11 protein-coding genes are annotated in these 12,332 nt (G+C 69.0%); 8 read left to right on the forward strand and 3 right to left on the reverse strand.

Annotation, left to right across the window (positions count from 1 at the left end):
- Positions 1-2 precede the first annotated feature (2 nt).
- Entirely contained in the window at positions 3-905 is a 903-nt protein-coding gene (locus ACSVDM_RS24550) for an NmrA/HSCARG family protein (RefSeq protein WP_439268220.1), read from the reverse strand.
- 123 nt (positions 906-1,028) lie between these two features.
- Between ACSVDM_RS24550 and ACSVDM_RS24555 the strand changes: the two genes are divergently transcribed.
- Positions 1,029-1,805: a TetR/AcrR family transcriptional regulator gene (locus tag ACSVDM_RS24555; protein ID WP_439268222.1), complete on the forward strand. Its 777-nt coding sequence runs from the start codon at positions 1,029-1,031 to the stop codon at positions 1,803-1,805.
- A gap of 4 nt (positions 1,806-1,809) precedes the next feature.
- Here ACSVDM_RS24555 and ACSVDM_RS24560 read toward each other — a convergent pair whose 3' ends face one another.
- Positions 1,810-2,199 carry a DUF2237 family protein gene (locus tag ACSVDM_RS24560; RefSeq protein WP_019048221.1) on the reverse strand — a complete coding sequence of 130 codons (390 nt, stop codon included), beginning with the start codon at positions 2,197-2,199 and terminating at the stop codon, positions 1,810-1,812.
- A gap of 155 nt (positions 2,200-2,354) precedes the next feature.
- Here ACSVDM_RS24560 and ftsY point away from each other — a divergent pair, with 155 nt between their 5' ends.
- The 6 genes from ftsY (at position 2,355) to ffh (ending at position 10,487) form a co-directional block, all read left to right on the forward strand.
- Positions 2,355-3,917: a signal recognition particle-docking protein FtsY gene (gene ftsY, locus ACSVDM_RS24565; RefSeq protein WP_439268224.1), complete on the forward strand. Its 1,563-nt coding sequence runs from the start codon at positions 2,355-2,357 to the stop codon at positions 3,915-3,917.
- A 294-nt stretch (positions 3,918-4,211) separates the two neighbouring features.
- A complete protein-coding gene (locus ACSVDM_RS24570; protein ID WP_067493415.1) occupies positions 4,212-5,576 on the forward strand; it encodes an ammonium transporter in 1,365 nt (454 codons plus the stop codon).
- Positions 5,577-5,581: 5 nt separating this feature from the next.
- Positions 5,582-5,920 carry a P-II family nitrogen regulator gene (locus tag ACSVDM_RS24575; RefSeq protein WP_067493492.1) on the forward strand — a complete coding sequence of 113 codons (339 nt, stop codon included), beginning with the start codon at positions 5,582-5,584 and terminating at the stop codon, positions 5,918-5,920.
- Between the two features lie 77 nt (positions 5,921-5,997).
- The gene (locus ACSVDM_RS24580) at positions 5,998-8,430 is read left to right on the forward strand and encodes a [protein-PII] uridylyltransferase (RefSeq protein WP_439268227.1); all 2,433 of its coding nucleotides are present in this window, start codon (positions 5,998-6,000) and stop codon (positions 8,428-8,430) included.
- 133 nt (positions 8,431-8,563) lie between these two features.
- On the forward strand, positions 8,564-8,878 hold the full coding sequence (locus ACSVDM_RS24585; RefSeq protein WP_225279181.1) for a hypothetical protein: 315 nt from the start codon (positions 8,564-8,566) through the stop codon (positions 8,876-8,878).
- 55 nt (positions 8,879-8,933) lie between these two features.
- Positions 8,934-10,487 carry a signal recognition particle protein gene (ffh, locus tag ACSVDM_RS24590; RefSeq protein WP_067493421.1) on the forward strand — a complete coding sequence of 518 codons (1,554 nt, stop codon included), beginning with the start codon at positions 8,934-8,936 and terminating at the stop codon, positions 10,485-10,487.
- A 40-nt stretch (positions 10,488-10,527) separates the two neighbouring features.
- Here ffh and ACSVDM_RS24595 read toward each other — a convergent pair whose 3' ends face one another.
- Positions 10,528-11,319: a 3-oxo-5-alpha-steroid 4-dehydrogenase gene (locus ACSVDM_RS24595; protein ID WP_439268229.1), complete on the reverse strand. Its 792-nt coding sequence runs from the start codon at positions 11,317-11,319 to the stop codon at positions 10,528-10,530.
- Positions 11,320-11,419: 100 nt separating this feature from the next.
- On the opposite strand from ACSVDM_RS24595, the gene ACSVDM_RS24600 reads away from it, so the two are divergent.
- Positions 11,420-12,220, forward strand: a complete 801-nt coding sequence (locus tag ACSVDM_RS24600; RefSeq protein ID WP_439268231.1) for a nuclear transport factor 2 family protein — start codon at positions 11,420-11,422, stop codon at positions 12,218-12,220.
- Positions 12,221-12,332: the final 112 nt, after the last annotated feature.

Below are 12,332 nucleotides of genomic sequence, written 5' to 3' on the forward strand. Positions count from 1 at the left end.
GATCACGCCGTCACGTCCATCTGGGCGGCGATGCGGTCGGCACCGCCGCGGGCCAGCCAGTCCGGCAGGCTCGTCAGGCCCGGGTGGAGGGCGCGCAGGGCTGCCAGATCGGCGTGCCAGCCACCGGTTTCGCGGATGAGCCGCCAGGTGTTGGCGAGCTGGGGTCCGATCGCCGCGGCCTCGGCTTCGGTGACCTCGCGGTAGTGGATCGGGCGGCCGGTGGCGACCGAGATGGCGGCGGCCGCCTCGGTGGGCGTGATCGCCTCGCTGGCCAGCTCCAGTTCACGACCGTGCCAACCGTCCGGGTCCGCGAACGCGAGCGCGGCGAAGGCGGCGATGTCGTCGAGCGCGATCATCTGCAACGGACGGTCGGCCGGGAACAGGTGGCGGTGCTCCCCACCTGCCCGGATGCCGTCCACCGGTGAGCCGTGCATCAGGTAGTTCTCCATGAACCGCACCGGCCGCAACAGGGTGTAGCCCAACCCCGCCGCGCGGATCGCGTCCTCGATCCGGCGCTTGCCCTCCTGCCCCCACGACTCGGCCGGGCCCATGGTGGCGATTCCGGAGAACACGAGCTGGTCGACGTCGGCAGCGCGGGCCGCCTCGATCATGGCGATACCGCGGCGGGCTTCGTCACCCGCGGTCCACCCGCTCGGCCCGTAGTCGGCGGGCGGGATGAGGAATACGGCCCGAGTGCCCTTCGCCGCGATGCGCAGCGAGGCAGGGTCGTCGAAGTCGCCGACGACCAGTTCGGCACCCACCTCGGCCAGGTCGCGTGCGGCGGGGGAGTGCGGGTCACGCACGAGCGCGCGAACCCGGTGGCCGTCGGCGAGCAGTGTGCGGGCGGTGACGCCGCCCTGCTTGCCGGTGGCGCCGGTGATCAGGACGGGAAGTGCTGACGTCATGGCGGAGGAGCTCCGTTTCGTGATCGATCCTGTGTCTACAATCGGGTCGGTCGACCCGTATTGCGGACGGTACGGGCGCGACGACCGGGTATGCCACGTCCGAAGTGGGGAAGGGGTAACGAAATGACGGTCCCAGACGGCACGGAACCAGCGGTCCGGGCCGACGCGCGCCGCAACCGGGCGCTGATCCTGGCGGCCGCTCAGCGCGCCTTGGCCGAACGCGGCACCAGCGTCTCGCTGATGGAGGTGGCCCGCCGCGCCGGCGTGGGCGCGGGCACCGTTCACCGCCATTTCCCCACGAAAACCGCGCTGCTGGAAGCGGTGATGCAGGAGCGGGTCGACAGGTTGGCGGCCCTGGCCGCCGAACACCTGGCCGATCCGGACCCCGGCGCGGCCTTCTTCGCCCTGTGCACCCATGTGATCGTGACGACGCCGGGCAACAAAGACCTCTGCGACCTGGTGCAATCCGACGACGGCTGGCCTCGCGCGCTGCTTCGCGGCGCGGGCGAGCGTTTCCACCGTGCCGTCGGTGCGCTGCTCGTCGCGGCCCAGCGTCAGGGCGCGGTCCGCGCGGAGGTGACCGTCACCGACGTGCTGGATATCTTCACCGGATGCGTTGCAATCCAACGGCATCGGCAGACCGGCGAGCCCGTCGCACCCGCCGTCGCGCTCATCCTCGACGCCCTGCGGACCCCGTCCTCAGCCGTAACGGAACTCGCGAAAACCGACCGTGACGAAATGGCGAGACGTAGCGAAAGCCCGGCGCCATGCCCCGTCTGCCGCGCACCCGTCCACCGCCCGGCGATCGGCAGACCGGCTCGCTACTGTTCCCCGGCCTGTCGCCAGAAAGCCCACCGGCTCCGCAGCTCGTCGAACTCCCCGCGGCTGCGCCGCGCGTGAGCGTCTACAGCAGGTCGCTGACGTCGTCGGGGACGTCGACGGCGTATTTGCGCAGGATGTCCATCGAGATGACCTCGAGGGCATTCTCGTGGGTCGCGGCCAGGACCACCGGCGCGGCGACACCGTCCTCGTGGGCGTGCAGCCACCGGACCGCGACCACGCACCAGCGGTCGCCCGGCTGCAGGCCGGGGAAGTTGTTCTCCGGGCGCGGGGTGCTGAGGTCGTTGCCGATGGATGCCTGATGTTCCAGGAATTCCGCCGTCACCACGGTGCACACGGTGTGGCTGCCGAGATCCTCCGGACCGGTGCTGCAGCAGCCGTCCCGGTAGAAGCCCGTGAGAGGATCGGTGCCGCACTCTTCCAGCGGCCCCCCAAGCACGTTTCGATCGGTCACTCCGCCGATCCTATGGGTGAAACGCCAGAAGTTCCGCAGGACAACGAATCTGTAGTGTTTCCGCCGATCGGCGAACACCTCCGAAACCCGCGCCCGACCCGCCGGGACGACGCCGCCGACGTGCCGCGACGAGGCAGCCGAATAGACTCGGCCGAGTGAGTTCGCAAGCGTGGATCCTGATCGCCGCGATCGCCGCCGTGCTGCTGGTGGCGCTCGTCGCGGGTTTCGTCCTGTACAAGCGCCGCCAGATTTCGCTGGCGCCGCCCGAGCCGGACAAGGAGTTGACGGACCGCTCCGGTGGTTACACGGCGTCCGGCGGATTCAGCTTCACCCAGGGCGGGTCGACGGCTACCGCGCCGCGTCCGGAACCCCTGCCGCGCGTCGAGCGCACCGACACCGAGGGGCAACCGCACGTCGGTGACGACGCCGCCGTCCCCCGCGACGCCCCGCGCCGCAATATCACCGATGTGCCGCTGCCCGAGGGCGACGTGTCGGTCGAGGAGCCGGTGGTCGTCCCGGACGACGCCTCCTCGCTCACGACTCCGGTGGCGCCCACCGAACCCGCGCCGGACACCACACCCACGACGGCCCCGCCCGCCGAGACCGCGCCTACCGACACCGCGCCGACGACCGACGCGCCTACCGAGGTCGCGCCGACCGAGACACCGAAGACCGCGCCGAAGGCCACTCCGGCGGACACCGCGCCGCCGGTCACCCCTGCTCCGGCACCCGAAGCGCCGAGCACCGCCCCGGCCCAGCCCGAGGTCGCCACCGAGATCGAGGAGATCGACCCGACCACCGGTCGCCTCGTCCGCCTGCGCGGTCGCCTCGCCCGCTCGCAGAACGCCGTCGGCAAGAGCCTGCTCGGCCTGCTCGGCGGCGGTGACCTCGACGAGGACTCCTGGGAGGAGATCGAGGACACCCTCGTCCTCGCCGACATCGGCACCGCGAGCACCGCCGCCATCGTCACCCGGCTGCGCGAGGAGATGGCCGCGCGCAGCGTGCGCACCCCCGAACAGGCCCGCGCCGCCCTGCGTGACGTGCTCATCGAGGCGCTTCGCCCCGAACTCGATCGGTCCATCCACGCGCTGCCGCACGGCGACAAACCGGCCATCCTGCTGGTCGTCGGCGTGAACGGCACCGGCAAGACCACCACCACCGGCAAGCTCGCCCGCGTGCTCGTCGCCGACGGCCGCCGGGTCCTGCTCGGCGCCGCCGACACCTTCCGCGCCGCCGCCGCCGACCAGTTGCAGACCTGGGGCGAACGGGTCGGCGCCGAGACCGTGCGCGGCAAGGAAGCCGCCGACCCCGCCGCCGTCGCCTTCGACGCGGTGACCGCGGGCATCGATCGCGGTGTCGACGCGGTGCTCATCGACACCGCGGGTCGCCTGCACACCAAGACCGGCCTGATGGACGAGCTGGGCAAGGTCAAGCGGGTGGTGGAGAAGAAGGCGGAGGTCGACGAGGTGCTGCTGGTCCTCGACGCCACCGTCGGCCAGAACGGCCTGATGCAGGCGCGCGTGTTCGCCGACGTCGTCGACATCACCGGTGTGGTGCTCACCAAACTCGACGGCACCGCCAAGGGCGGCATCGTGTTCCAGGTACAGCACGAACTCGGTGTTCCGGTGAAGCTCGTCGGCCTGGGCGAGGGCGCCGACCATCTGGCCCCGTTCGAACCGAGCGCCTTCGTCGACGCCCTGCTCGGCGGCACTTCCTAGCACTACGACACTGCCCGCCCGGTCACCGCGAACCGGGCGGGCAGTGCTGTGTCCAGGGCAGGTACGCACCGGCGACCCGCCGCGCGAACGGGCGGCAAACCGCACCTGCGACCCGAGCTCACGGTGAGCTGCCAAGCTGTGGCGAAACTCGCGAAACCTGGTGGCAACACAAGTGGCCGATCCGTTCACGCAGGTGAAACACCACAGCTCAACGGATGAAACACCAAGTCGCGACCCTTCTGTACAGGTCCTTTTGCCGTCATCGGCGAGGCCCGAGATGAGGAGGAAGACAAGGTGGCATTTCCATTGATCGGTACACCGGATACCGGTGATACCGCTTGGATGCTGGCGTCGGCAGCGCTCGTGCTGTTGATGACGCCGGGTTTGGCGTTCTTCTACGGCGGCATGGTCCGTGGCAAGAACGTGCTGAACATGATCATGATGAGCGTCTCGGCCATGGGACTGGTCACCGTCCTGTGGTGTCTATACGGGTTCTCCATGGCGTTCGGCGAGGACAAGGGCAACCTGGTCGGTGACCCGCTCCAGTACTTCGGTCTGAAGAGCATCTTCGGTGGCACCGCCGCCGATTCCCCGGGCATCCCGCTGTTCACCGCGACCCCGGAGGACCCGACGGCCCCGATCACCTCGGGTATCCCGCTCACGGTCTTCGTGGCCTTCCAGCTCATGTTCGCGATCATCACGGTCGCCCTCATCTCGGGGGCGGTCGCCGACCGCCTGAAGTTCGGTTCGTGGCTCGTCTTTGCCGGAATCTGGGCCACCGTCGTCTACTTCCCCGTCGCGCACTGGGTGTTCGCCTTCGACGGTTACACCGCCGAGGCCGGCGGCTGGATCGCCAACAACCTCAAGGCCATCGACTTCGCCGGTGGTACCGCGGTCCACATCAACGCCGGCGCCGCCGGTCTGGTGCTGTGCCTGATCCTCGGCAAGCGCAAGGGCTGGCCCAAGACCCCGTTCCGTCCGCACAACCTGCCTTTCGTGATGCTCGGCGCCGGTCTGCTGTGGTTCGGCTGGTACGGCTTCAACGCGGGTTCGGCCCTCGGCGCCAACGGTATCGCCGGTGCCACCTTCCTCACCACGACCATCGCCACCGCCGCGGCGATGATGGCCTGGCTGCTCGTGGAGAAGATCCGCGACGGTCACCCCACCTCCCTCGGCGCCGCCTCGGGCATCGTCGCGGGTCTGGTCGCTATCACCCCGGCGTGTTCCTCGGTGAACGTGATCGGCGCCCTGGCCATCGGTGTCGTCTCCGGTGCGCTGTGTGCCCTCGCCGTCGGCCTGAAGTTCCGCTTCGGCTTCGACGACTCGCTCGACGTGGTCGGCGTCCACTTGGTCGGTGGTCTGGTCGGCACCCTGATGGTCGGTCTCGTCGCTACCAGCGAAGCCCCGGCGGGCGTCGCCGGCTTGTTCTACGGTGGTGGGGTCGAGCAGTTGAAGCTGCAGGCTGTCGGTGCCTTCGTGGTTCTGGCCTACTCGCTGGTCGCCACGGCCGTCATCGCGTACGCGATCAAGTTCACGATCGGCCTGCGCGCCAGTGAAGAGTCCGAGGCCGCGGGCCTCGACGAGTCCGAGCACGCGGAAACCGCTTACGATTTCGCTGCTGTGGGTGGCACGGCACGCTCGCTCGTCAAGGAGGCATGACGAACATGAAACTGGTTACGGCAATCGTCAAACCGTTCACGCTCGAAGACGTCAAGACCGGGCTGGAACAGGCAGGCGTGCTCGGCATGACCGTCAGCGAAGTCCAGGGCTACGGCCGCCAGAAGGGGCACACCGAGGTCTACCGAGGCGCGGAGTACTCCGTCGACTTCGTACCGAAGGTGCGCGTCGAGGTCGTCGTCGACGATGCCTCGGTGGAGAAGGTCGTCGAGGTGATCGTCGAGGCCTCACGCACCGGCAAGATCGGTGACGGCAAGGTGTGGGTGACCCCGGTGGACACGATCATCCGGGTCCGCACCGGCGAACGCGGTACCGACGCACTGTAATTCGCCGCAGTCGCACGGCGAACGATCGAGCGGCCCCGCTCCTACCGGATTCGGTCGGGGCGGGGCCGCCCGCATGAATGGGTGGTGGGGCAGTGGAACAGCGCAAGGGTGGAACACAGAACAACGCGGCGGCCGACCTGGTGAAGGCCAGAGCGGCGCTGCTCGAAGGCGCGGGCACCCGTAATCCGCGGCTCGACCCACAGGCGCTGCGCGCGGCGCTGGTCGACCTGTTCGACCTGTGGCTCACCAGCAAGGGCAACGAACTCGGCATCACCCCCGACAGTGGGCTGGCCCTGGTGGCCGTCGGCGGGCTCGGCAGGCGCGAGATGCTGCCCTATTCCGATCTCGATCTGGTGCTGTTGCACGACGGGGTCGACCAGTCCGTGGTGGCCGAGGTGGCCGATCAGCTCTGGTATCCCCTGTGGGACGCCCACATCAAACTCGACCACAGCGTGCGCACGGTGCCGCAGGCGCTTCGGGTGGCCGCCGACGACACCATCGCCGCGCTCGGCATGCTCGAGGCCCGCCACATCGTCGGCGACGAGGATCTGAGCAACCTGCTCATCGGTGGGGTGCGCCGGGAATGGCGCACCGGCATCCGTTCCCGCTTCGACGACCTCATCGCGCAGGCGAACACCCGCTGGCAGCGCAGCGGCGAGATCGCCCACCGCGCTGAACCCGATCTGAAGAACGGTCGCGGCGGGCTGCGTGACATCCAGCTGCTCGACGCCCTCGCCATCGCCCAATTGACCGACGCCGTACCGGGTTTGGGCCCCGAGGTGCCCGGCGGCGGCCTGAAACAGGCGCACCGCCGCCTGCTCGACGTGCGCACCGAGCTGCACCGCGTGGCCGGCCGCGCCCGCGACCAGTTACGCGCACAGGACGCCGACGAGATCGGTGCCGCCCTGCGCATCGGCGACCGGTTCGACCTGGCCCGCACCCTCACCGATTCGGCACGCACGGTGAGCTATTCGACCGACGTGGGTCTGCGCACCGCCGCGAACGCGCTGCCACGGCGCGGACTGGCCCGGCTGCGCCGCCTCCCGGTGCGCCGTCCGCTCGACGAAGACGTGGTCGAGCACGCCGGTGAGGTGGTCCTCGCCCGCGACGCCCGCCCGCAACGCGACCCCGGCCTGATCCTGCGCGTCGCCGCCGCCTCGGCCCAGACCGGACTGCCGATGTCGGCGACCACCCTCAACCGGCTCTCCGAAGACGCCCCCGAACTGCGCGAACCCTGGCCCAAGGACGCACTCGACGACCTGCTCGTACTGCTCGGCGCGGGCCGCGGCGCGATCGACGCGGTGGAGGCCCTGGACCGAACAGGCTTGTGGGGCAGGCTCTTTCCCGAATGGGGTGCGGTCCGCGACCTGCCACCGCGCGACGCGCTGCACACCTGGACCGTCGACCGCCACCTCATGGAAACCGTCGCCTACGCCACCGGACTCAGCACCCGCGTGGCCCGTCCCGATCTACTGATCCTCGGCGCGCTGCTGCACGACATCGGCAAGGGACGCACCGGCGACCACAGCGTGGTCGGCGCCGAACTGGCCACCCACATCGGGCGCAGGCTCGGCCTGTGGCCCTCGGACGTGCGAACTCTCAGTGCCATCGTGCGCCACCATCTGCTGCTGCCCGACACCGCCACGCGGCGCGACCTCGACGACCCGGCCACCGTCGGCCACGTGGTCGACGCGCTCGGCGGCGACGTGGGTCTGCTCGAATTGCTGCACGCCCTGGCCGAAGCCGACTCGATGGCGACCGGTCCCGGTGTGTGGGGCGACTGGAAGGCCTCGCTGATCGGCGAACTGGTTCGCCGATGCCGGCTGGTGATGGCGGGAGAGCCGCTGCCGCAACCGGAACCGATCGACCCCGACCTGGTCGCCAAGGCGGAAGCCGGCGGTGTGCACGTGACGCTGAGCGCGGGGGAGGGCAAACACACCCACGTGGTCACCGTCATCGCGCCCGACGAGCCGGGTCTGCTCGCCGACGCGGCGGGCGTGCTGGCGCTGCATTCGCTCCGGGTGCTGTCGGCCTCGCTCGGCGGGGTGGGCGAATCGGCGATCAACACCTTCGTCGTCACCCCCAAGTTCGGCGACCCACCCGACGCGGGTCTGCTCCGCCAGGAACTGATCCGGGCCATCAGCGGTGCGCTGGATCTGCAAGCGGCGCTGGCGAAACGCGAGACCGAGACCGTCGGCCGCTACGCGCGCGCCCAGCCACGCCTGATCTGGCAGTCCGCACCCGCACCGGGACAGGTGATCCTGGAATTGCGCGCCGAGGACCGGGTCGGGTTGCTCAGTAGGCTCGCGGGCGCGTTCGCCGCGGCGGGCGCGAATGTGCGCTGGGCCAAGGTCGTCACGATGGGCACGGCCGTGGTCGACGCGTTCTGCCTCGAACTCGGTGACGCCGACAGCCCCGTCCTGCGCGAACGGATCGAAAAGGCCGTTCTGGACGTGGTTCCCCGCCCGGCACCCCCGCCGCAGCCCACCGACATCGGTTCGGACGCCTGAAACGTTAGGACACGGTTTACTCACCGATTGCTATCGGGTTGCTACGTATTGGTTACTCGCTGCCCGATAAGTCGAAACACGACCTATAGCATTCGAAAGGTCCGGCTGTCACTCGTTCGAGGGGAGCTGATCCGTGGCTATCGAAGTCGTCTCCGCATCGATGATGACCAGCGACGCGACCGCGCACATCGCGCGCTGCGTCGGCGGTGACCTGTGGGTGGTTTCGTGGTTGCCGGGCCGCACCCTCACCGGTGCTCAGGCCCTGGCCGCGATGACCATCGCCTCGACCACCGCCCACCACACCGATTCCGCCGAATCCGAGTGGAACCGGATCGAGGCGCTCTCGCGTGAGCTCGGCCTCACCGGGCGCGAGGCGGTGTACCTGGTCAACATCGAGAACCACGAATTGCGCCGCACCGCGCCACCGCACGTGCGCTCCGGGGAATAACACCCATTACCCTGGGAGGGCAATAGAGGTCCCTTTCAGATCAGGAGCGCGATCGGTGTTCGAATCCCTGTCCGACCGGCTTACCGGTGCACTGCAGGATCTGCGCGGTAAGGGGCGGCTGTCACCGGCCGACATCGACGCCACCGCGCGCGAGATCCGCCTCGCCCTCCTCGAAGCCGACGTGGCGCTGCCCGTGGTGCGCGGGTTCATCGCCAATGTGAAGGAACGCGCCAAGGGCGCGGAGGTCTCCGCGGCGCTCAACCCGGCCCAGCAGGTCGTCAAGATCGTCAACGAGGAACTCGTCGCCATCCTCGGTGGTGAGACCCGGCGCCTCAACCTGGCCAAGAACCCGCCGACGGTCATCATGCTGGCCGGTCTGCAGGGTGCCGGTAAGACCACCCTCGCGGGCAAGCTCGCCAAATGGCTCAAGGGCCAGGGCCACCAGCCGCTGCTCGTGGCCTGTGACCTCCAGCGTCCCGGCGCCGTCACCCAGCTGCAGGTCGTCGGTGAGCGCGCGGGCGTGCCCGTGTTCGCCCCGCACGGCGGCACCTCCATCGGCGGTGGCGAGAACCCGCTCGGCATCACCGCCGCCGACCCGGTCGCGGTCGCCGCGGGCGGTATCGAAGAGGCCAAGGCCAAGCAGTACGACGTGGTCATCGTCGACACCGCCGGTCGCCTCGGCATCGACGAAGAACTCATGCGCCAGGCCGCGGGCATCCGCGACGCCGTGAACCCCGACGAGACCCTCTTCGTGCTCGACGCGATGATCGGTCAGGACGCGGTGAGCACCGCCGAGGCCTTCCGCGACGGTGTCGGCTTCACCGGTGTCGTGCTCACCAAGCTCGACGGTGACGCGCGCGGTGGTGCCGCGCTGTCGGTGCGCAATGTCACCGGCGCGCCCATCATGTTCGCCTCCACCGGTGAGAAGCTCGAGGACTTCGACGTCTTCCACCCCGACCGGATGGCCTCGCGCATCCTCGGCATGGGCGACGTGCTCACCCTCATCGAGCAGGCCGAACAGGTCTACGACGCCAAGCAGGCCGAGGAGACCGCACGCAAGATCGGCAGCGGTGAGCTCACTCTCGAGGACTTCCTCGACCAGATGCTCGCCATCCGCAAGATGGGCCCGATCGGCAACCTGCTCGGCATGCTGCCCGGCGCGGGTCAGATGAAGGACGCGCTCGCGGCGGTCGACGACAAGCAGCTCGACCGCGTGCAGGCCATCATCCGCGGGATGACCCCCGCCGAGCGCGACAACCCGAAGATCATCAACGCCTCCCGCCGGCTGCGCATCGCCAACGGTTCGGGCGTGCAGGTCTCCGAGGTCAACCAGCTCGTCGACCGGTTCTTCGAGGCCAAGAAGATGATGGCCATGATGGGCCGTCAGATGGGTCTGCCCGGCGGGCGCCGCGGCAACACCAAGAAGGGTAAGAAGGGCAAGAAGGGTGGGCGCGGGCCCACGCCGCCGAAGATGCGCGGTGGGTTCCCCGGTATGCCGGCCGGTATGCCGCCGGGGATGGATCTCTCGCAGATGCCGCCCGGTCTCGACCAACTGCCGCCCGGTCTCGAGGGAATCGACCTGTCCCAGCTGAAGTTCCCCAAGAACTAAGTGCAAACGGCCGGTGACCCACCGGGGTCACCGGCCGTTCTCAGATCACGCCGGGGATCAAGGCTTTCCGGTTCGTGGGGTAGTCGGCGAACTTCTCGCGATACCAACGGTGTGTCGCAAAGGCGCGCGGCACCAGGTTGCCAGCGGTGATCAAGAAGATCGCCACACCGGCCAACGACCAGGTGAGCAGTGCGAAACCGGCCCACGCGATCAGCTCGCCGAGATAGGCCGGGCTGCTGACGAAGCGGAAACCGCCGCCGTGCGGGACGCGGTACTCGGCGGCGCCCGGGTCGTTCTTGTCCCGCAGATTCCGCACGATCGACTCCGACCGCACCAGCAGCACGAACCCGCCAAGGTACACGACCAGCCCGATCAGGAAACGCGGGTCGGTGAGCCAGGCGGTGCCGTACTGGTTCTTGTAGTCGTTGCTGAAGAACGCGCCGTTGAGATAGCCGTGCAGCGCCGTCACGAACACGCCCGCTCCGACCACCGACACATTGAAGGTGCTCTTCTTGCCCGGCACCTGCCGGATCGACAGCGGGAAGAACCAGCCGCGATTGCCGTAGTGCAGCACCCAGATGGCGGCCAGCACCAGCGGGACGGGCTCGAAGCGGTCGGGTCCGCTCAGGTAGAACACCGCGAACACCACGGTCGCGGGCAACTCCATCAGCCACCAGCCCAGCTTCGGATTCAGATTGAAGCCCACCGCGTTCGAGGCGAAGCGGCCGTACGGGCTCTGCGCGAACAGCCCGCCGACGATGACGAACGCGGCGAAGCCGAACGCGATGGTCAGCACCGTGTCGTAGGTCGTGTTCCCGGTGTACCAGTCCATCGAGATCCTCTGTCCAGGCGTCCGGCACGATCGCCGACGCAAAACTAGAACACGTTCTATCATGGATCGCGCAGGGGAAACGCGACAATGGAGGACGCAGATGCCGCTCGACCGGACCGCTGAAGACCTGCTGGCGGCGGTGCTGGCATCCCCGCGCGCCGTGGCAGCCCACGACAAGACCGCCTGGGTCGGGTTGTTCGCCGAGCAGGCGGCGGTGCACGACCCCTACGGCTCGCGCGCGCACATCGGGCCCGAGGCGATCTCGCGCTTCTACAACGTCTTCATCGCGCCCAACACCATCGCCTTTCGCGTCGAGCGCGACATCGTCGCCGGGCACACGGTGGTGCGCGACCTGCACATCGAGACGACCATGTCGACGGGCGCGACCGTTGTCGTGCCGATGCATCTGCGCTACGACCTGGTGGCGTCCGATGGTGGGTGGCGGATCATCCGGCTCGCCGCGCACTGGGAGTTGGGGGTGATGGTCGCGCGGTTGATGCGGACCGGGTCGGCCGGTGTGCTCGCGGGGGCGAAACTCGGTCCGCGGCTGGTCGGGGAGCTCGGGGTGGGTGGGGCGATGGGGATGATGCGGGCGTTGCGTGGGGTGGGTGGGCACGGGAAGCGGATCGTGCGGGGGTTGTTCGTCGCGGCGGCTCGTGGGGACTCGGGGCCGGTTCAGGAGTTGCTCGGGCGGGCGAGCGTGCGGGTGGCGTCGGGGGACACGTTGAGCCCTGCGGAATTCGGTGAGATGGTGCGGTCTATGCAGTGGGACAAGATGATCGCGGCCGGGCGGACGGTGAGTGTCAGTGTGCGGACGGGGGAGTCGGGTGGGGTGGTGTTCGTGGATTTCGCGCCGGGCTCTTCGCGTATCGAGAGTGTGACGATCTACCTCGACGGGTGAGTTATTTGGAGTACTGAGGATGGTGGGCTAAAGCGCTCGGTGTTTTGTGCACCACAAAGGTATTGGGCTGTATTTTTGGAGCGCTGGCGCGCTCGAGCGCGGCCCCTGGGGG

It is taken from the genome of Nocardia sp. JW2 (assembly GCF_051843015.1).
GTDB classification, from domain to species: domain Bacteria; phylum Actinomycetota; class Actinomycetes; order Mycobacteriales; family Mycobacteriaceae; genus Nocardia; species Nocardia coubleae.